Here is a 19,988-nt window from a genome sequence, read left to right as displayed (position 1 = left end):
GTGATGCTATTTGCGAATGGAGATGACGCGCATTCCGTAAAACAACCGATCATTCCGATCGAATACTTTGCGACTGAACAAAACGTCCACTTGTTCCGCATCGAGATATTTCCACGAAGTTTCGAGGATCACGAGTTTTCTGCGGGCGGGGTCTTTTATAAAAAGATCCGCTTCTTCCTTGCTGTAAATTTTAGGAACGACCCCTTGAATTCCCGCGGTTTTTAGGAAATATTCCATGTTATACGCATGAGAAGAACATAATATCGTAAACTCTTCCGGATGTTCCTTTATTTCGGAAATGATGTATTGGGAGCTTTCTCTCCACTGTTCCTTATACGGTTTATAATAATATCGGGTAAAATAATAGAGCGAAACGATTGAAATCAAAATCAAAACGGATTCCAATCTTCTTCCTTTGTAGATAGGAAAAAGAGAAAAACCCGTTGCGACCAAAAAATACAAAGCGGGAGCCGTAACCAAAAGATTTCTCGCGGTGATCAAAGGCTGAATCGCGGATAAGATCCCCAGGACAACGGAAAAAATCAGTAGGATCAAAAGAAGCAAAATAGAAGCCTTTTTATGAGCTTGTTCCAAATTCACCGACTCGGAATCGTTTTGATTCCTTTGAAAATACAAAGAGGCAAACCCGGCAAATAAAGCTAAGGAAGCGACGATTCCCGGTATAAACTTCTTTAAAATTCCGGAATGAAACATCAGATCGAAGAAGACGAGAAACGCGGTTAATCCCGCTTCCGGAATCCAAGATGCGATCCCGATCTTATCCGAATTGAATAAAAGATATAAGGCGGGAAGAAACAAAATCGCAAACCCTATCCCGAAAAAGAATTCTCTCTTGGGAAATTTTTTAGAAAGAATCCATTCGTACAAAAAGATTCCAAGAAACGAGGAGGCGGACCAGATAAATCCGAAAAAGTGAGTATAAGACGCTACTAAAGAAATTCCTAATAAACTCCATGTAAGAGAGGACTTCTTGTCCTCTTCGTAGACTAGTTTTAAAAGAACCGTCAACTGAATCGTGCAAAACAAAATCAATAGACTGTAAGAACGAAGTTCCTGCGAATAATAAATCAACCCGGTCGATAAACTCAAAAGCGCCGCGACGCTCACTCGAATTCGTCCGCTGAGAGCCGCGGGAGAAAACGCGTAAAACGCGAGCGGAACCGACAATCCCGCGATTGCACTGAGCATTCTCCCGACAAAAACCGTGGGACCGAAAAGCTGAAACCAAAAATACAATACGGTTTGATACAAGGGAGGATGTGGATCGTTCTTCATCCAATCCCAAAGATTGTTAAGCGAAGTCTCGGAGGATGCACGGATCGAAAAGAGCTCGTCTTCCCAGGGACTTTGCAGATCCAGTCGGAAAAGCCGGATAAAAGCGCCCGCAGCAAAAAGAACGAGGAATACTTTTATATCCTTATTCTTTTTAAATGAAGTTACAAACGCGTTCCATCGGCCCATACGATTTTACCAGATTCCCATAATCCTTCTATACAGATCCGTTTCCAAAATTCCTTTCGGATCGTATTTCTTTTTGAGGGAATGAAAGGTTTCGAGATTTTTTTTGGGAAACGCACGTTGAACGATTTCCGGTCGGAGCGTGCTGTCTTTGGCAAAGTAGAATTTGCCGCCGTACTTCAACACGATCTCGTCCAATTCTCCCGCAAGTTCCCAAAGTCTTTTTTTGTTTCCGGAAGTAACGGGAAAATCCATCGCCATCGAATATCCGTCGAGCGCGTGCGTGAGAAGAAACGGATCCGGTTTATGCTTTTTGAATACAGCGAGCCAAGTGACGATTCCCCTCTTCTGGCAGATTCTTAAAATTTCCGAAAAACCGTCGACCGCGTTCTCCTTGGGTATAAAACTCTGGTATTGGATCATCGAGCCGGGTTTATACATAAACTTCCAGTTCGGAACGTAATCCAACAAGAACGCATACTCCGCATGCCCTTGCATATAGGGTTTGTTGTTGGTCAGATAACCGGAGATAAACTTCGCGAAGTTCACGAGTCTCATTCCGAGGTTGTTGGAGAAAGGAAGCATAAACATCCACATCCAAGCCTTGGGAATCACTCCGAGAAAGGTGCCGGGTAAATTCTGTTTTTCTAATTTACAGTTTTCCGGAAAATCGGGATCTTCTCCCTTTTTTAAATGAACCGCTTTGTGGATCTGTCCTCTTCCGAGAGAATTTCCAGATGCGAACGCGTCCACCCAACCCACGAGGTAATCGGAATGTTTGTATTCCCGTTCGAAGTAGTCGAACATATCCTGCAGATTTTTACTTACGACCGGCCATACCTTCATCTTTCCGGCGTAGATATGTTTCATCTGAATCGTCACGGTCAAAAAAGCGCCTAACATCCCAAAGCCGGAAATGGCTCCGAAGAACAGTTCCTGATTCTTCTTACGGGAACAGGTAAGAACCTTTCCGTCGGGCGTCATAAAGGTGAACTCGAGAATATGATCCCCGATCGGTCCCACGGCGAAGTTGTTCTTTCCGTGGATATTCATGGATAAAGCGCCGCCGAGCGTCGGAAACATGGTTCCGCTTACGACGGGAGGCCAAAATCCTTTTTCGATTCCGAATTCCCAGAGTTGTTTGATCGTTACTCCGGATTCCGCTTTGAGAACTCCTGTCTTCGCGTTGAATTCTAAGATTCGATTGTATTTCGAGATATTGATGACGATTCCCTTCGTGTTGGTCGCCGCGTCTCCGTAGCTGCAGCCTCCTCCGCGGAACGTAAGTTTTATCCCTTTCGAACTTGCATACGAAAAGAGATCGCGGAAGTCCTCTTCCGTTTCGGGAAATACGACGGGAGACATCGAATGATGATTCATTCCCCACGCTTCCACCTTACTCGGAGCGGGAAGCGCGATGTCGATCGACGATTTTTTCGTCTTAGATGGTTTCGAAGTTTTTGCGGAAGACTTCTTCTTCGGGGAAGAAGTCTTTGCTTTGGATGCGGTTGCCATGTGTTACCCCCTTTAATCCTGAAAGATCAAATGGAAAGACGTCTGAAGATAAAGGAAGGAATACAACGGATGATCAATCCAACAAATCCCCAGCGCGCGGGAACGTAGATGTTTTCTTTTCCGGAATCGGTCGCCTTCAAAATAATCGAAGCGGCTTCTTTCGCGGAGATGAGCCAAAAAAGACCTTTCATCCCCTGCGTCATCGCCGTATCGATAAACCCCGGTTTTACGGTGAGAACTTGAACGCCTAAAACCGCAAGACGATTGCGAAGCGCTTCGAGATACGTGTTCATTCCGGCCTTGGATGTGTTGTAGACCGGATTTCCTCTTCTTCCGCGGTCACCCGCGATGGAGGAGATTCCGATGATCTTTCCGCTTTTCTGTTTTTGAAACAGCGCCGCCGCGGGATTGAGCCAAGCCACACAACCCAAAAGATTCGTGTTCAACATGGCGATGTCCTTTGATGTGTCGAACTCTTCCGGTTTGATGTCGTACATGATTCCGGAAGCGTAATAGATTTCGTCGAGTCCCTTCATCGACTTGACCGCCTTCTGAAAAACGGAGTCCGCCTGATCGAAGTTCGTAACGTCGTGTTTGATGATGAATGCGTTTGATTTGTAAGGAGCGGCGATCGTTTTCAGTTCCTTATCGCGACGAGCCACGAGAGTGACCGTATTTCCCCGCTCCAAAAGAAGAAGAGCCAATTCTTTTCCGATACCGCTAGATGCACCCACGACGATGATTTTTTTTGCCATATTCATCCGTTTTAAGAAAAGAAACGGAACTGACAAGTATGATTTAAAGGGAGAATCCTCTACCAGGAAAAGTCCGCGTGGCTTTTTTGAAATTCCTCGAACGACGTCCAATCCGTTCCGTCCGGTTCGCGGATCTCGGACGGTCCCCAAAACTTTTTATAATCCATATCGGGATGACCGGGAAGGAAATATCCCAAATGATAAAATTTCATTCCCGATTCCTTGGCGTATAAAATCGAACAGAGAATCGCAAAGCTGCCCAGACTTCGATCGGGATATTCCGGATCATACACGGAATAAACGGCTGAGAGAGAATCCGAAGCGTAGTCCAAGATCATAAAGCCGAGAAGTTTTTCTCCCAGCCACAAAGTCATTTCGAGAGAATTCTCCGGAGTGCCGAAAAGATTCCAACGCATTCCTTCCAGAAGTTCCTGATCCGATTCTCCGCTTACGAAACTCTCGTAGCGCAACCTTTGATAACGCAAATACAGACGTTCCTTATCTGTTGTGAGAGAAGGAGGCGCAAAGCGAATCGTAAGATCGGAATTCTTTTTTAAAAGACGCCTGCGGTTCCGGCTCGGAGTGAATTGATCCAGAGGAATCCGATAACTCAGACAATCCTTGCACCCGTTGCAAGACGCCCGATACAGAATGTTGCCGGTTCTACGAAAACCGGAATCGAAAAAAAACTGAAGAGCTTCCTTTGCGATCTCCCCTTGAAACGGAAGGTATTGAATCTGACTGAGGCGATCCGGATAATACGAACAACTTCTTTCCGGACTAATCGGAAGAGAATCGACCAAGTCTTGCAGTTTTTGCCGGATCATCTAGGAAAGGATGACATATCGCGGCGGACTCGTAAAGTTTTTTAGGGAAAACTCGACGAAAGAGGCGGTTGTTTTCAGTATGGCCGTAAACGAAACCCAAGTGCAAGGATCAAAGAATTTACAGATGCACGAACTCTTTATGAACTTCGAAGTCAAAAAACGCGGACTCCGCTTAGCCTTATTTTTCACGATCGTTAGTCTTCTTTCTTTTTTAATCGGAAACGCGGTTTTACAATTCGTTCTTTTGGGATTGGGGCTCGTTTCCTTTCTCTTTACTCTTTTCAACCCGGAAGCGTTCTATTCCGTCACGAACTGGATCTTGGAATTCGTTCTCACGTTTTTGAGCGGAATCGTAAAGGGCGGACTGCTTTTGTTTTACGTGATCGTCTGGAAACCGATCCGATTCGGAATCGATCTATTGCGAAAGGAAAAAAATTCTTGATTACGATCTTTTGCGACGGGGCCTCCAAAGGAAATCCCGGCCCTTCGTCCATCGGTATTGTTGCCTACGAAGGCGATCGGGAGGAATTCAGAATTTCCGAACGAATCGGAGACACGACCAACAACGTCGCGGAATGGACCGCCTTAAAAAAAGGTCTGGAAGAATGTATCCGCCGGAAGTTCGATTCCGTTCACGCGCACATGGATTCGGAACTCGTGGTTCGTCAGGTCACGGGAAGATACAAGGTGAAACATCCCAATCTTATCGAATACAAAAAGGAAGTGGACAAACTCGTTTCGTCCTTGCATACTTTCCAGATAACGCATGTTCCCCGTGAAAAAAATTCAGTCGCAGACAAACTCGCCAACGAAGCGTTCAAATCCTGAAAATTCATCTCCGTCGTTTCCCGCGGCGAAAAATACGTTTTCGTTTCCTCGGATTCAATCATTCGGCCGAATCTTGTTTTTGAGCGGGAGAATTCTTCCGTTCGTTTTGTTACTTTTCGTTTTCGTCTACTGCGGCCGATCCCTCAAAGACAAACTCGTCGATCTGCAAACGAAAGAAAAATACGAGGAAATGCTTCTTCTTTGTTTGTCCGAAAAGGAAACACCGGACGCAAAAGAACTCTGCGACTTCGCGACGGAAAAAACGGCGGCGGGAATCGATCGAATCCTATCCGAAAAAACGGAATTGCCGTTCAGCCAAATCACCGTCGATTCCGAATGGAAACAAAAGATCGACAAGATTCTTCAGAACAACGAAACGCTTCGCAATCGCTACGGAAATCTCTGGAAAAAACTGATTCAAAATGACTGACGTAGACGCGGGAGAATTGATTTCTCGGATTCCCGAAGTCTATCGGGAAGACATGCTTCACCTAACACAAAGTATTCGATCGGCAGGCGGAGAATGTTATCTGGTCGGCGGTAGCGTGCGCGATTTGGTTTTATCCAAAATTCCGGATGAATTCGACCTCACAACTTCCCTATTGCCCGAAACGATCGTAACGTTGTTCAAACGGACCGTTCCCACGGGAATCAAACACGGAACCGTAACGGTTCTGCTTCAAGATCGGGCTTACGAGATCACTACGTTTCGAAAGGACGCGGATTACCTGGATGGAAGAAGGCCCGAGACAGTGGAGTTCGGAGTATCGTTAAGCGAAGATTTAAAACGGCGCGACTTTACGATGAACGCGCTCGCGCTTGACCTCGAAGAAAAACGTCTCGTGGACGAACACAATGGACTGGAAGACATACGGAATCGAATCATACGAACGATCGGAGATCCGATCGGAAGATTCACCGAAGACGGTTTGCGTCCGATCCGCGCGATCCGATTCGTCAGCAGTTTGGGTTTTACCCTCGAAGAAGAAACCGAAAAGGCGATCGTCTCCTGTCGAAATATCACCGCCAAGGTTTCCAGGGAACGAGTTCACGACGAACTGGGTAAGACGTTGCGGAGTAACGATCCGAGCCATTCCCTGCTCCTCTTTCAAAAATTCCAAATCTTAGAATTGTTTACGAACGTAAAACTCTATCCTACGAATAACAAAACCGTGATCGAGACGATTTCGAAAGTCCCCGCTTTTCCTCCGAGTTTGCGGATTTCGTTTCTGCACGCTTGGTTGTTCGGAAGTTTTTCTGAAATCCCTTCCGCAAAACAATTCATGAAAGATCTTCGTTATTCGAATCAGAATACGAAGGATTCCTTGTTTTTTTCCTCGATGCTTTCCGTTCTTCTTTCGCCGCGGGAGAATTCTTCCGTGAGCGACTCGGAAATCCGTAAAACGATCCTGCATCCGATCTGCGTTCACGCGGGAAGGGAACATCTGAAAATTGTGACCGAACACATTCTAAATCTTGCAACTACTTACGAGCCTTCTTTGAAAGAAGTTTTCGATCTTGGGCGCCTACTCGCTCTGATCGCGAAGAAAGAAGCGCTTCTCGTCACCGAACTTGCACTTCGCGGGGAAGACATTCTCCGTGAATGTCCGAAATTACCTCCGAAAGAAATCGGATCGATCCTCGGAAAACTTCTGTCTCATGTCCTGGAATACCCGAACGAAAACACGAAAGCTTCTTTGATCGCCCTTTTGCCTCGCTAAATCCTTTTCAGATCGTGCCTAATTTTTAGACATTTGTCCCAATAAAAAGCTCCGTTATTCACCTTGCTTCTATTCTATAAGCAGTCTACACCCTTCTCTCTATAGGTTAAATGCTCGTTTTTTAGCTAATTTCCATTTTTTAAGCGTTGGCATGCATTTTGCATAAGATGGGCATAGGAGATTTAGGAGAATGATGAGAACAAAAACATTGAGCCTCGTTGCTTCCGTTCTCTGCCTCGTTGCTTCCTCTCAGGTCTTTGCCCAGACCGGAAAGAAACCAGCGGCAGACGCGACGGTTGCACCCGCGCCGGCTCCCAAAGCGGCAGAGCCCGAAGATAAGAAATGGTATGATCAGGTTGAATTTTCCGGATTCGCAGATGTGTATTACATGTACAATCTCAACCCGAAACAAGGAAACGACGTTGATGCTACCCGCGCTTTCGAAACCAGCAACAAGAACTTTGCGGTAAACGCGGTCGCCCTTACGATCCAAAAAGCCGCTGAAAAAAGTTCTCCTTGGGGTTTCAGAATCGACTTCCAAAACGGCCAGAACAACGCGTTTCAGGAAGCTCCGTATTCAGCAAGCAACAGTATCTACAACTACAACATGCTGAAACAAGCATACGTGAGTTTGTATTTCCCTGTTTTAAAAGGGATGACTCTGGATGTCGGTAAGATGGCAACCCATATCGGGTACGAGGTTCTCGAATCGATGAGCAACCCGAACTATTCGATTGGTGCGATCTTCCAAAATACGATCCCCTTTATTCACACCGGTGCTCGCTTGACCACTCAGTTCACGGACAAATGGGCCGGAACTTTCTACGTTTACAACAGTGGCGCTGGTACCGGTTATAACTCTCCCGCGAATACGACGACGGCTCCAACGCAGATCATTACGGATCTGAATTACAGCGGTCCTGCAGCCGGAAAAAGCTACTTCGTAGAAGGTCAAACCGAAAGAAAAGCGGTCGGAACTCAGATTAAAGGTCAACTGATCGAGGATAAGCTCTCCATCACTTGGAACACACTTTACTCGAGCGACGGTGCTGTCTCTCGTGTCGATCCTGCAAAAGCGGCTCTTGCTACCGAACTTGCAACCGCTCTTGGCGATGCGAACATCGGAAAGTATAACGTTGCGAACCCGAACAGAGCGCAGTACAACAAGGACTACTGGTTCATGAACCACGCGATCCTTTCCATCACTCCGACGGACAAGATCACGATCGATTTGGATTACACTTGGAGCGAAAAATCCGGCGCTTTGGCAAACAACAGCTTGGATCAAAAACGTTACAACGTGGATGCGACCGGAGCGGAAGTTTTCAACAAAGACACTCTTTTCTGGGGCTTGAACAACAAACGCGACGCTAAGACGACCTACAAAGCGTACGGTATCTTCGCGAAGTTTAAAATCAACGAAGCTTGGGGTGTGAACGTTCGTGCGGAATACATCGACGACAAACACAACAACGGTGCGTTGACTACCTTCAACCCTTTCATGGGCGTAAATGCATACGTCAGTGAATATAAGAAAGCCACCGACTTAGCGGTTGCAGACGCGGTTGCTACGGCTCTTGCGGCGGATGCAAATTTCGGATCTTTGGGAATCACCAAAGAACAAGTTCTCGAAGCGATGAGCGACGACTACAAAAACTACGGTGGAACCAGAAACGCGGGACAGTACAAAACCTTTACCGTTACTCCGGTTTGGAACTTCACCGAGAACCTGTTGATCAAACTCGACCTTCGTAGAGACTGGGCAACCGGTAAACAATTCGTTGACCAAAAAGGTGAAAGACAAGATCACCAATACGGTCTGACCTTAGGGGTTGTCGCTAAGTTTTAATACGAAAGCGAGAATCCTATGTATCAAAGGGCGCTCTTCATCGGGCGCCTTTTTTTTAAAAGAGAAAGCAGCATGAGATTGAGAGAATTTTTACAAAGAACAAAAAGATCGGAAATCGGAAACTCCACGTTTCAAACCGGTCTGAGTGTGTTGGAAGATTCGAAACAAACGACCTATAGAAACGGAAAATCGGCGGACAATCGTCTTACCGAACAACAGCTTCTATACATTTCGGAATACTATCTCGCCGCTCGATAATCACTTTCAAAAACCGTACACAAAAAAGGATTTGTCCGATGTTTTCGAACAAATCCTTTTGTAATAGCCAAGATAAGATCTTACACTCCGTTTCTGTTTATAACGAAAGTTGTAAGTTGTCGAGTGCTCGTATGGAAGCGCCTAACAAGGTTTACAGCTCAATCTAGAACCGGAAACTAAATCGTAATAGCTCCCACAAGAGACCGTATTTCTCGATCTCATCGGCTTTTCAAAGACCGCTTCCGTCGTTGGAGTTCCCACAGTTTTTATATTTTCGGACAATTCTTATTTCTTTTTCTTCTTCGCTGCGGAACCCGTAGAAGATTTTCCTTTTGTGGACTCGGCCGCCGAAGAACCTTTTTTACCGACCTTCCTCGACTTTTCCACCGTTTCACTCTGAGGTTTATCGAATTCTTCCTCATATTCTCCCAGAGAAAGCTGATCCAAATACGTAAACGGCTCCAAAGAAGAATCCTTCGGTTTCTTGAGTTTGCTGTATTCTCGCTCGCCGACAAGAATCAAATAAAGAGAAGGAAGTACGGTCAACACGAGAAGCAACGCGGAAAATAAACCGCCCACGATCACGGTCGCAAGAGGTCTTTGGACGTCCGAGCCGACTCCGGAGGCCAACGTAGCGGGAATCAAACCGAGCAAGGCCAAAAGCATCGTCATCAGCATCGGACGAAGCTGAATCACCGCGGCTTTTTTTACTGCTTCTTTCACGCTGATCTCGTCATCCTCGTGCAACAAGTGATTGGTACGGGAGACGAAAAGAACCCCGGCCATCGTGGCGATTCCAAACAAGGAAATAAATCCCACCCCGCCCGATACGTTGAAGTAATACCCTCGCATCAAAAGAGCATAAATTCCACCCACAAGGGAAAGCGGAATACAAGCGAGAGCGACGTAGACGTACTTTAGGTTTTTATAAAGTAAGTACAATACGCCGAAAATGATCGCGATCGTAAGAGGAATCACCATCGCGAGACGCGTTCCTACCCTGGCAAGGTTTTCATACTGTCCTCCGTAACGAATCTCGTAACCTTCCGGAAGTTTGACCTTCTTTTCGACGATCTTGCGAAGTTCCGCAACGAAACCTCCCTGATCCCGTCCGCGTATGTTCGTACGAACCGTTACCGTCCTTCTTCCTTCCTGACGAAAGATCATTGTCGGCCCGTCTTCCAAAGTCACCTTCGCCAATTCGGACAAAGGGATTCTTTCTCCTTTCGGAGATATGATTGGCATATTTTCGATCGCTCGTTGAGAGGTTCGGTAGTCTTTGGAAAAACGTACGACGATTCCGAATCGTGCAGGAGTTTTCGGAGGAATGTCGGAAGGACCTTCATAGAGAGTGTCGATTCTTTGCATCCCGATCGCCGCTTCCACCATTTGCTGTATATCGCTCACGTTGATTCCGTAACGGGCTGCCGCCTCCCGATCGATACGTACCGTAAGCTGCGGACTATCCGCCTCCTGTTCGATCCCAAATTCGCTCGCACCTTTCATTTCTTTGACGATATCTAGAATTTCTGTCGAGATCTGTCGCATCACTTTCAAGTCATTTCCGGAAACGAAGACCGCCAAATCCGCGATCGTACCCATAATCGCTTCGGAAAGGTTATCCATGATCGGCTGAGAAAAACTCACCCTGGCTCCGGGCAGCCCCGCTTCCAAATCGTTTCTCATTCGAAGAAGAAGTTCGGTCTTCGTGATTTTTTCCTTCCAATCGTCGTAATCTTTCAAACCGACAAGAACTTCCAAACGGTTCGGAGGAAGCGGATCGGTTCCGTCGTCGTTCCTTCCCAACTGAGAAAGAACCACGTTTACCTGTTCGTTCTTATAGATGATTTGTCGAATCTTTGGAATGAATTTTCTGGATTCCGGAAGTGAGATTCCGACCGGAAAGAAAATTCTCAGGTTAAATCCTCCCTCGTCCATTTCGGGAAGAAATTCGGTTCCGAGAGAAAGACCGCCAACCACGAGCAAACTCCCAACGACGGAAAAGCAGATCGTAACGACACGTTTGGATCGGTCGACCAACCACTCGATCAATCTTTCGTATTTCTTTTCCAACCATTCGTAAAACGGATTGTGCCATTCGATCGGACCCGGATTCGGCGATTCGAAATAATTTCGGTAGATATAGGACATCATCACGGGAATCGCGGTCATCGAAAAGATCAACGCACCCAGGATCGCAAAGGAGATCGTGAACGCCATCGGCTTGAACAATCTTCCTTCGATTCTTTCAAAGGAAAAGATCGGAAGATAAGCAAGGACGATGATTAAAATGGAAAAGATAATTTCCGTACCGACCTCGGAAGCCGCGTCCACAGTAAAACGGATGATTCCTTTTTTCTTATCGGTTGGAGAAGCGTCCCGGTAGCGGCGCATGATATTTTCCACCATTACGACCGCGCCGTCCACGATGATCCCGAAGTCGATAGCGCCTAACGACAATAAGCTGGCCGGAATACCTGTGATATTCATCAATAAAAACGCGAACAACATCGCGAAAGGAATCGTGGCAACGACGACCATCGAGGCTTTTACGCTTCCGATAAAAAAGATCAACACTAAGCTGACGACTACGACTCCTTCCACGAGGGTCTTACCGATGGTGCGTAACGTATAATTGACCAGATCGGTTCGATCGTACGTGGTTCGAATCTGAACCCCGTCCGGTAAATAATTCTCGTTGATCTCCTTAACTTTCGCGCGGATCCGATCGCCCATGACATTCGGATCTCCCCAACGGCGGATCGCAACCAGACCTTGAACGGAAGAATCGACGTCGATCAATCCTTCCTGATCGTTTTGGATCGTATAACCTAAAACCCCGCTCGGAATCGGATGCGAAATCTCCACCGTTCCTAAATCGCGGATAAAAACGGGCACACCGTTCACCGTTTTAACTACGATGTTTTCGATATGTACCGGATCTCGAATCGCGCCTAAAGAACGGATCGGAAAACCTTGTTCTCCCTGTAAAAGTAGATTTCCCCCCGTATTCAGGTTGTTTTGCTGAATCGCTTTGATTACGTCGTCGATCGTGAGCTTATACCGAATCAATTTGTCGGGGGTCGTCACTACATGATATTGTTTCGGGAGACCTCCGAACGTGACTACGTCCGCAATCCCCGGGATACCGAGCATCTTGGGCATAATAACCCAATCCTGAATGGTTCGAAGCTCCATCGGCGTATGATTCGCTTTCGTTTCCACGACATAGCGAAAAATTTCCCCGACGGGAGAACTCATAGGCCCGAGTGCAGGCTGAACTTCCACCGGAATATCCGCGTCGCGAACTCGTTCTAAAAGACGGGTTCTCGCAAAATAATCGTCCGTTCCATCTTCAAATACGAACTGAAATACGACGAGACCGTTGATCGTTCTCGACCTCCGAACCGAAACTTTCGGAATCGCATTCAAGACCCGTTCGATGGGAATCGTAACGCGTTCCTCCACTTCCACAGCGGCTTTTCCGGGAAATTTTGCGATCAAGCGAACCTGCGTATCCGCTATGTCGGAATATGCTTCTTTCCGAATATCGATCCAAGCCCAAATTCCGAAAACGATAGCCGCCGCGGATGCGATCAGGGTCGCAAGACGAAAACGTAAAACTCCTTCAATCAAACCTCGAATCATTCCGCAGACCTCGTATCGAATAAGTAACCGAGCTGAATGAGCAACTGAGGATTCTTATAATCCCCTTTGCCGATCCCTCCTCCGACTTGGAGGAAGAAATTACCGAGTAAAAAGTCGTAGGTCAAACCCACGTATTGCTGATTCAAATGCACTTTTTGGCGATCACGGCTTTCGTGTTCAAGATATAAAGCCAAAGTAGGATTTTGTTCCGTAACGTAAGAGCGAATGATCAAATCCTCGTAGGTAGGATCACGATGCGAATAACCCGGAAAAGAAGAACCGGAAGGATAAGAATTCTGTCCTCCCCGGCCGATTTCCGGTTGAAACGGATCTACTTCAAACTTTCCGAATACAAGAGAAACGCTATGTGCGATCACCGGAGTTTTCCAGAAACTATAACCGATGTCCACCTGACCTCCCCACCAATGAGGATTCCATTTCCCGCCGGAAACGCGCACGACCACGTCCTTATAATAATAACCAAGATTGAGGTTGACGCTTCCCGGGGAACCGATGCTCGCTCCGTAAACCAAAAAGTTCGTCGATTTCGGAAGCGGTTTACCCTTGAGAACGTCGCCACCCTCTTCTTCCTTGCCGATTTTAGTCTTTCGGTCCGGATCTTCGGTCCAATCCGGAGAAGGATCATTCTTGAAGCTGGAATCGTTTTTAGAATTTGGACTCTGCGCAAAGATTGCAACATTCAAAAATCCTAATAGGATAAAAGTCTGCCCCAAAAGCCGGACGGACTTTTGCAGCTTGATCTTTTTGAGATAACAAAATGAATTTTTAAGACGAGCCGTAAGTAGGACTAAGTATTTCAATGGATTCATATTAAAAACCGAAACTAAGCCCCTTGAGTAAAATGGTTCCTTCGACGACGATCTTATCCCCCTTTGTCAATCCTTCTACCACGGTAACGCGATCTTCGCCCGAAGTTCCGAGAACGACTTCCCGCTTATAAAACTCTCTCGGAGATTCTTCCACAAAAACGTAATTTTTACCTTCCACGGTAATGATGGAAGTGAACGGAACGATGACCGTGTCGCCTTTACGGTCTTCCGGAAAACGGACCGTTGCAAACATACCGGGTTTTAAAACGTAATTTTCGTTTCGGATGAGAATTCTTACTTTAACCGTTCTGGTCATAGGATCCACGTTATCGCCTAGAGCCTCAGCGGTTCCAACCCAGTTCGCCTCGGGAAAACTTGAGAATTTGAGTTTTACTTTTTTTCCTTTTTTCAAACTTTGAAGTTGCGATTCGGGAACGTCGCAGATGATCCAAGCGCTCTGAGCGCCGGCTCCTCTGAGTTCGTTCGGATTTAAACCGACCGCTCTAAGTTTTCCTTCGAACTCGGCGAGTTCCGCCGCGTCGTTTTCGGCGTTGGTTTCGGCTTCGATCAAATCCTTTTCCGTGGCGACTCTATGTTTGAACATATCCTTGATACGTTCGAGATTTTTTCTCGAACGATTCAAACTGTTCTTCGAATGTATGTAGCCGACATAGAGATCGTTCAGATCCGCGGATTCAAAAAGTATGATTTTTTCATTGCCCGACATAGAAGGAGAAGTCGAAGCAATCAGACGTGCGGGAGCTTCCACCTCTACGAACTCTCCTTCTTTTCCGATTAGAGACGTTTTGATGATTTCGAGACCGGGGCTGTTTTCCTTAAACTCGATCCATTCCCCTTTGTCATGAACGATCGCTTTGCTCGGCGGCAAAATCGATTGTTTATTTTTTTTGGACAAGGCCAAAATCGCGATGGAAACGATTGCGATGACAGCGGCCGCTCCGGAAATTAAAAGTGTTCTTCTGGTAAAATGTATCTTCATGTCTGTTTCCTCACTTTTCTTCCGCGGCCGGTTGGTTGAGTTTCGGGATGAGAACTCCCTGCCCCACGGAGAAATTTACTCCTTCGATCGCATCCATTCGATCGGTCTGCAGTTTCAGCATTTCCACGACGCTGGAACGATAGGTTTCGAAAAAATCCGTAAATTCCAAAATCGTAATATAACGTTTTTCGTAACTGAGAATCATGTCCTTGGAAAGATCCGTGTATTCCCGCGTATACGTGTTTCTGAACTTCTTATAAAGTTCGTCTTTGAGTCTCGCCGTTTCGATCGAAACGGCGACGTCGTTTTCCACTTCCAACAACGTGTTTTTAAGTTCCTGTTTTCTGGAAAGAATGGCTTTTTCGGAGGCTTTGATGTTTCCCTGATTTCTATCGAAGATAGGAATGTTCAACTGAGCGGTGATCCCCCAATAGTTCTGAAAGGCGGTTCCCCCTCTGTTGTACATCGGACCGAAGGCGAGATCTGGAATCGCGTTCGCGTGCTGCAGCTCCAAATTCGCCTCTTCGAAACGAAGCGCTTGGATCGCCTTCTTCAGATCCGGTCTTTTGTTCCGCGCCACTTCCAAAAGTTCTTCTTTTTTGAGTTTGCCCGGTTCGAGGTTATCGAGTTGATTGTCAGCGATCATCGGAACGATTTTAACGTCCGTGCTTCGGAACGAATCGTCGTTTAACAAAACTCGCAGGTCCGCTTCTTTTTCCAAAATTCGAATATTCAATTCTTCTCTTTCTTTTTTGAGAAAGAAATAAAGAGCCTTTAAACGAAGCACTTCCGCCTGCAAAATTGCCCTTCTTTTATAACCCATTTCCGCGGAAGTGACCGTTCTTCCCAACGCTTCCAGGCTTTGATCGTAAAAGGAAATCGCCTGTCTGTAATAGTAGATCGCGTAGAATTGTTTTCTCAGCTTGCTTACGAGTTCGCGCGCGAGATCGTAAAATTCCTGCTCTCCCATTCTCGCATTGAGTTCGGCCACACGCACCCGTTTGCCGATTTTACCGCCGAGCAAAAACAACTGTTGAATCTGGACGACGGTTTGTCCGGAACGGGTAAAGTCGAAATAACGCTGCGTAGGTTCCGCAAAGATACTCTGATCGATAAAGATGTTCGGGTTCGCATAAAGTCCGGCTTGTTCGATCCCGGCTTTACGCGCGTCGATGTTAAAACGCGAGGCAAGCAGGAGTAAGTTGTTTCTCCAGAGTTTTTCCTCCGCGGTTTTCAAATCCAAGGTTCTTTCTTTGTCGGGTAGAACCTCGGGAAGATCTCGCTGGATCGGATTTGAAGATTGGCCCGGCGATTCGGGAATACCTAATCCGGACTCTGATCCGATCGGTAGAGGCGTTGTGCCTTCGGACAGAATCGGAACCATCCATAAAAAAAGTAAGAACGTGAAAATCTTTCTCATAGGGTTTCCAGGTTTATTTGTTTGCGTATCGGTGTACGGTTCTCCGCGATCGTTTTCTTTGTTTTTCGTTTGTAATTGGCGCAAAACGCCAAAACGACAAAATACGGTCCTAGCTTTTTAGCTTAAAACCGTGCTCAGTTGAATTCGATTAAACGACGGGAGGGGGTAAGTTTAGAAGTAAAGAAGATAATAAATAGCTAAAGTGATTTTTAGTAGCGTTGAACTTACGAGAAACGTAATAAACTTCGCTTTTGGAAAGTTCGAAGGAGCCGGAAAAAACGAGATCCAAGAAGTCATAACGTCCTCTGAGACAAATCGCGAGATCTTTCGCTTCGATCCCGGATTGAAACTCGGTGCGAGTTTTGTGACGAGACTGTGTGTGGATCTTTTTGGCAAAGGAAGAATGGATTTCCCCACTCTGCACGTCTAGAAAGGCAAGGTCAAAGGTTCCATCTTCTTCGCACGGCAATACGATTACCGCGGTCAAAAACAGAATTAGAATCCGACTGATCCAATGGACCTTCATTTGAGTCCACGATTGAAAGGATGTAGCGCCCTTACAAACCTTTTTCGGGGTTCTATGCCTAAAAAAAGGGCACCGATTGATTCTTTTGGGGTCTAAACGAACTTACGGTGCAACGTGTTCTACACGAACCACCGTTCCATTGCGTAACAAAACTCGAATTTCCTGATCCGGTTTTGCTCCCGGCTTAAACCGGCTGATCGGTCTTGTATAAATAAAGGCCTCGATGCTGTTGGTACGAAACTGAACCTGATCCGGATTTCCTAAGAATTCTTTTACAAAGATCCTATTCTGTCCTTGTAACGTGTCTTTGATCTCGGAACGAAGACGAAGATTCTTTTCCATTTCCGGATCGAGCGAAGGTTCCGAAGTTTGGTTTTGTTCCGTTGCGTTTGCGGAAGAATCCGCCGTTTGACCGGAGCCGAGAAGTTGTTTGAGAACGAGCTTCTCGCATTTTTCCTTATCGCCGAAGGTTTCCATACAATCCGCATAAATCTGCTTTGCGGAGCCCTTCGGCGGAGGAGTTGTCACACAGAAAGCGAACATTCCGATAACGAGCAGGAATGTTCCGGCCTTCCGTGCGGCGCCGAGACAACGGAATTTCACCGCTTTCTTCTCCGGCTTGTCTTTCTTTCGGTGCCGCCGCCCGAGCTGGTCGTTACGGTTACCCCTGCGCCATTGGAACGAACGGTTTTTCCTCCGGAAAGTTCTTCAAACCCTCCGGTAATTTCTTGACCGACTTTCTTATATTCCTTTCTTTCTTCCGGCGGTTTGGAATTTTCGGAAACTTCCACCCGGAAGAGAAAGTTTACTACTTCGTTTTTGAGATTCTCGATCGCAACGTCGAACATTCTAAAACCTTGAAGTTTGTATTCCACGAGAGGATTTCTTTCGCTGTAACCTACGGTCCAAATTCCTTCTCGGAGATGATCCATGGAATAGAGATGTTCCTTCCAACGGTGATCGAGAATATCCAGGAAAATATTTCTTTCCAAGAGTTTCCAAATATCCGGTCCGATCGACTGCGCTCTTGCTTCGTAACGCGCCTTTGCGGCCGCGTTCACTTTTTCAAACAACGCAAGCTGAGGATTTTTGGTCTTCTTAAAATCGTCTTCGCTGATCGCAACTTCCAAATCCAAACCTTCGAGCCATTCTTTCAACGAATCGAGATTCCAGGCGGAAGGATTGTTTCCGTCGCAGTGAGTTACGATTTGATTCTCCACCGCTTCTTCGATAAACGTAAGAAGCAGACCGGAGATATCCTCGTTTTCGAGAACCTCGTTTCTCATTTTGTAGATCACGATTCTCTGACGGTTCATCACGTCGTCGTATTCGAGAAGGTGTTTTCGAATGTCGAAGTTGTGACCTTCCACCCTCTTCTGCGCTCTTGCGATCGCGTTACTCACCATCTTGCTTTCGATTTCCTGACCTTCGGGCATGTTCGCCCATTTCATTAAACCCGAAATCCGATCGGATCCGAAGATCCGCATGAGATCGTCCTGCAAAGAAAGATAAAAACGGCTGGAACCCGGATCACCCTGACGACCCGAACGCCCCCGGAGCTGATTGTCGATCCGTCTCGCTTCGTGTCTTTCGGTTCCGAGAATGTGAAGACCGCCCGCGGCCAAAACTTCTTCGTGATTGGCTTTCCAGATCTTCACCGATTGTAAAATCTCGGACGCGCGTTTTTGTTTTGCGGAAGAATCCATCTTCTGTGCAAGATCGTCCGCCCTGCTCAAGTCCTGTTTGAGGACCGCTTCCTTGAATTGGCGTACGAGATCTTCGTCGTCCTTCCAAGATTCCAAACTTTCTTTATAAAGCTGCGCACCGCCGAGAACGATGTCCGTTCCTCTACCAGCCATGTTGGTCGCGATCGTAACGGCGCCGGGCTTTCCGGCGTTCGCAACGATTTCGGCTTCGCGTTCGTGAAACTTTGCGTTTAAGACGTTGTGCTGGATTCCCGCGGCGGAGAGCATTCTCGAAAGGACTTCGGACTTCTCGATGGAAATCGTTCCCACAAGAACCGGTTGTTTTTTCTCGCGGAGATCGCGGATCTCTGCGAGAATCGCGTCGAACTTTTCCTTTTCGGTTCTGTAAACGCGATCGGGAGAATCCTTTCTTTGCACGGTCACGTTAGGCGGAATCACGATGACGTCGAGATTGTAGATCTTTCTGAATTCCTCGGCTTCGGTATCTGCCGTTCCAGTCATACCCGCGAGTTTGTCGTACATTCTAAAATAGTTCTGGAATGTGATCGAAGCGAGAGTCTGCGATTCTTTCGCGATGGTTACGTTTTCTTTCGCTTCGAGCGCTTGGTGAAGACCGTCCGAATAACGGCGTCCCGCCATCAAACGACCCGTGAACTCGTCCACGATGATGACTTCTCCGCCTTGAACGACGTAATCCACGTCCTTTTGAAAGATCTTGTGCGCCTTCAAAGCCTGGTGAACGTGATGTACGAGGTCGACGTTTTCGGGAGCGTAGAGGTTTTCGATTCCGAGAATCTCTTCGACATGGGAAACTCCCTTTTCCGAAAGAAGCACGTTACGCGCCTTTTCGTCGACTTCGAAATCCTCTCCTTCGATCAGCTTAGGAATGATTTTATTGATGCGAACGTATTTGTCCGTGGTTTCGTCCGAAGAACCGGAAATGATGAGCGGTGTTCTCGCTTCGTCGATCAGGATCGAGTCGACCTCGTCCACGATCGCAAAGAAATGGGAACGTTGTACTTTGTGATCCTTGTGAGAAACCATGTTGTCTCTCAGATAATCGAAACCGAATTCGTTGTTTGTTCCGTAGGTGATGTCCGCGGAATACGCGACCTTTCTCTGTTCGTGATCCATATCGTGCTGAATCACGCCGACGGAAATACCGAGGAAGTCGTAAATCGGCTTCATCCAGTTCGCGTCCCGCTTTGCGAGATAGTCGTTCACGGTAACCACGTGAACACCTTTACCCGCAAGTGCGTTGAGATAAACCGCGAGCGTCGAAGTTAGGGTCTTCCCTTCTCCCGTTTTCATCTCCGCGATGTTGCCTCCGTGCAGAGCGATCCCGCCCATCATCTGAACGTCGAAGTGTCTCATACCCATCGTGCGCAGAGAAGCTTCTCGAACCGTAGCAAACGCTTCGGGAAGAATGGAGTCCAAGGATTCTCCCTTGGAAATTCGTTCCCGAAAACGGACCGTTTGAGAGGAAAGTTCCGAGTCGTTCATCCCCTTCATTCTTTCTTCCAAAGAATTGATTTCCGAAACGATGGGGATGAGTTTTTTTAAATCTCTTTCGAATTTGCTTCCAAGAATAATTCGGAGAATACTTTGAATCATATCAATTTTCCG

The 19,988-nt window shown here is 46.8% G+C and carries 17 protein-coding genes; 6 read left to right on the top strand and 11 right to left on the bottom strand.

Going from position 1 to position 19,988, the window contains the following annotated elements; all coding sequences use genetic code 11:
• Positions 1-6 precede the first annotated feature (6 nt).
• Genes LFX25_RS08150 through LFX25_RS08135 form a run of 4 tightly spaced genes read right to left on the bottom strand, consistent with a single transcriptional unit; the run spans position 7 to position 4,576 of the window.
• Positions 7-1,482 carry a glycosyltransferase family 39 protein gene (locus LFX25_RS08150; RefSeq protein ID WP_238729804.1) on the bottom strand — a complete coding sequence of 492 codons (1,476 nt, stop codon included), beginning with the start codon at positions 1,480-1,482 and terminating at the stop codon, positions 7-9.
• A gap of 6 nt (positions 1,483-1,488) precedes the next feature.
• On the bottom strand, positions 1,489-2,994 hold the full coding sequence (locus LFX25_RS08145) for an FAD-binding oxidoreductase (protein WP_238729803.1): 1,506 nt from the start codon (positions 2,992-2,994) through the stop codon (positions 1,489-1,491).
• Between the two features lie 26 nt (positions 2,995-3,020).
• Positions 3,021-3,749 carry an SDR family NAD(P)-dependent oxidoreductase gene (locus tag LFX25_RS08140; protein WP_238729802.1) on the bottom strand — a complete coding sequence of 243 codons (729 nt, stop codon included), beginning with the start codon at positions 3,747-3,749 and terminating at the stop codon, positions 3,021-3,023.
• Between the two features lie 59 nt (positions 3,750-3,808).
• Positions 3,809-4,576: an arginyltransferase gene (locus LFX25_RS08135; protein WP_238729801.1), complete on the bottom strand. Its 768-nt coding sequence runs from the start codon at positions 4,574-4,576 to the stop codon at positions 3,809-3,811.
• Between the two features lie 124 nt (positions 4,577-4,700).
• Here LFX25_RS08135 and LFX25_RS08130 point away from each other — a divergent pair, with 124 nt between their 5' ends.
• From LFX25_RS08130 to LFX25_RS08105, 6 genes are all read left to right on the top strand, one after another.
• Positions 4,701-5,018, top strand: a complete 318-nt coding sequence (locus LFX25_RS08130; RefSeq protein ID WP_238731550.1) for a hypothetical protein — start codon at positions 4,701-4,703, stop codon at positions 5,016-5,018.
• Positions 5,015-5,404: a ribonuclease HI family protein gene (locus tag LFX25_RS08125; protein ID WP_238729800.1), complete on the top strand. Its 390-nt coding sequence runs from the start codon at positions 5,015-5,017 to the stop codon at positions 5,402-5,404. The genes LFX25_RS08130 and LFX25_RS08125 overlap by 4 nt, the downstream gene beginning before the upstream one ends.
• 79 nt (positions 5,405-5,483) lie before the next feature.
• Positions 5,484-5,834 (top strand): hypothetical protein, encoded by a 351-nt coding sequence (locus LFX25_RS08120; protein WP_406600488.1) that lies wholly within the window; start codon positions 5,484-5,486, stop codon positions 5,832-5,834.
• Positions 5,827-7,125, top strand: a complete 1,299-nt coding sequence (locus tag LFX25_RS08115) for a CCA tRNA nucleotidyltransferase (RefSeq protein WP_238729799.1) — start codon at positions 5,827-5,829, stop codon at positions 7,123-7,125. Before LFX25_RS08120 ends, LFX25_RS08115 begins: the two co-directional genes overlap by 8 nt.
• A 193-nt stretch (positions 7,126-7,318) precedes the next feature.
• Positions 7,319-8,974 (top strand): outer membrane beta-barrel protein, encoded by a 1,656-nt coding sequence (locus tag LFX25_RS08110; protein WP_238731548.1) that lies wholly within the window; start codon positions 7,319-7,321, stop codon positions 8,972-8,974.
• A 72-nt stretch (positions 8,975-9,046) separates the two neighbouring features.
• A complete protein-coding gene (locus LFX25_RS08105) occupies positions 9,047-9,232 on the top strand; it encodes a hypothetical protein (protein ID WP_218741119.1) in 186 nt (61 codons plus the stop codon).
• 285 nt (positions 9,233-9,517) lie between these two features.
• Here LFX25_RS08105 and LFX25_RS08100 read toward each other — a convergent pair whose 3' ends face one another.
• From LFX25_RS08100 to secA, 7 genes are all read right to left on the bottom strand, one after another.
• The gene (locus LFX25_RS08100; RefSeq protein WP_238729798.1) at positions 9,518-12,880 is read right to left on the bottom strand and encodes an efflux RND transporter permease subunit; all 3,363 of its coding nucleotides are present in this window, start codon (positions 12,878-12,880) and stop codon (positions 9,518-9,520) included.
• Positions 12,877-13,614 (bottom strand): hypothetical protein, encoded by a 738-nt coding sequence (locus tag LFX25_RS08095; RefSeq protein WP_238731547.1) that lies wholly within the window; start codon positions 13,612-13,614, stop codon positions 12,877-12,879. Before LFX25_RS08095 ends, LFX25_RS08100 begins: the two co-directional genes overlap by 4 nt.
• A 97-nt stretch (positions 13,615-13,711) precedes the next feature.
• The gene (locus LFX25_RS08090) at positions 13,712-14,710 is read right to left on the bottom strand and encodes an efflux RND transporter periplasmic adaptor subunit (protein ID WP_238729797.1); all 999 of its coding nucleotides are present in this window, start codon (positions 14,708-14,710) and stop codon (positions 13,712-13,714) included.
• Positions 14,711-14,720: 10 nt separating this feature from the next.
• Positions 14,721-16,130, bottom strand: coding sequence for a TolC family protein (locus LFX25_RS08085; protein WP_238729796.1), 1,410 nt, complete (start codon positions 16,128-16,130; stop codon positions 14,721-14,723).
• Between the two features lie 148 nt (positions 16,131-16,278).
• The gene (locus tag LFX25_RS08080; RefSeq protein ID WP_238729795.1) at positions 16,279-16,656 is read right to left on the bottom strand and encodes a hypothetical protein; all 378 of its coding nucleotides are present in this window, start codon (positions 16,654-16,656) and stop codon (positions 16,279-16,281) included.
• Positions 16,657-16,758: 102 nt separating this feature from the next.
• Positions 16,759-17,199, bottom strand: coding sequence for a hypothetical protein (locus tag LFX25_RS08075; protein ID WP_238731546.1), 441 nt, complete (start codon positions 17,197-17,199; stop codon positions 16,759-16,761).
• A 56-nt stretch (positions 17,200-17,255) separates the two neighbouring features.
• Positions 17,256-19,976 (bottom strand): preprotein translocase subunit SecA, encoded by a 2,721-nt coding sequence (gene secA, locus LFX25_RS08070; RefSeq protein ID WP_238729794.1) that lies wholly within the window; start codon positions 19,974-19,976, stop codon positions 17,256-17,258.
• Positions 19,977-19,988 lie beyond the last annotated feature (12 nt).

The organism is Leptospira sanjuanensis, assembly GCF_022267325.1.
Taxonomy (GTDB): Bacteria; Spirochaetota; Leptospiria; order Leptospirales; family Leptospiraceae; genus Leptospira; species Leptospira sanjuanensis.
Note: the sequence above shows the minus strand (reverse complement) of the source record. Positions and strands in the feature narration are given on the sequence as shown.

Bases quoted from the DNA above. Each gene is read 5' to 3' on its own strand.
- LFX25_RS08150 (WP_238729804.1), bottom strand. From the start codon at position 1,482: ATGGGCCGATGGAACGCGTTTGTAACTTCATTTAAAAAGAATAAGGAT.
- LFX25_RS08145 (WP_238729803.1), bottom strand. From the start codon at position 2,994: ATGGCAACCGCATCCAAAGCAAAGACTTCTTCCCCGAAGAAGAAGTCT.
- LFX25_RS08140 (WP_238729802.1), bottom strand. From the start codon at position 3,749: ATGGCAAAAAAAATCATCGTCGTGGGTGCATCTAGCGGTATCGGAAAA.
- LFX25_RS08135 (WP_238729801.1), bottom strand. From the start codon at position 4,576: ATGATCCGGCAAAAACTGCAAGACTTGGTCGATTCTCTTCCGATTAGT.
- LFX25_RS08130 (WP_238731550.1), top strand. From the start codon at position 4,701: ATGCACGAACTCTTTATGAACTTCGAAGTCAAAAAACGCGGACTCCGC.
- LFX25_RS08115 (WP_238729799.1), top strand. From the start codon at position 5,827: ATGACTGACGTAGACGCGGGAGAATTGATTTCTCGGATTCCCGAAGTC.
- LFX25_RS08110 (WP_238731548.1), top strand. From the start codon at position 7,319: ATGAGAACAAAAACATTGAGCCTCGTTGCTTCCGTTCTCTGCCTCGTT.
- LFX25_RS08105 (WP_218741119.1), top strand. From the start codon at position 9,047: ATGAGATTGAGAGAATTTTTACAAAGAACAAAAAGATCGGAAATCGGA.
- LFX25_RS08100 (WP_238729798.1), bottom strand. From the start codon at position 12,880: ATGATTCGAGGTTTGATTGAAGGAGTTTTACGTTTTCGTCTTGCGACC.
- LFX25_RS08090 (WP_238729797.1), bottom strand. From the start codon at position 14,710: ATGAAGATACATTTTACCAGAAGAACACTTTTAATTTCCGGAGCGGCC.
- LFX25_RS08085 (WP_238729796.1), bottom strand. From the start codon at position 16,130: ATGAGAAAGATTTTCACGTTCTTACTTTTTTTATGGATGGTTCCGATT.
- LFX25_RS08080 (WP_238729795.1), bottom strand. From the start codon at position 16,656: ATGAAGGTCCATTGGATCAGTCGGATTCTAATTCTGTTTTTGACCGCG.
- LFX25_RS08075 (WP_238731546.1), bottom strand. From the start codon at position 17,199: ATGTTCGCTTTCTGTGTGACAACTCCTCCGCCGAAGGGCTCCGCAAAG.
- secA (WP_238729794.1), bottom strand. From the start codon at position 19,976: ATGATTCAAAGTATTCTCCGAATTATTCTTGGAAGCAAATTCGAAAGA.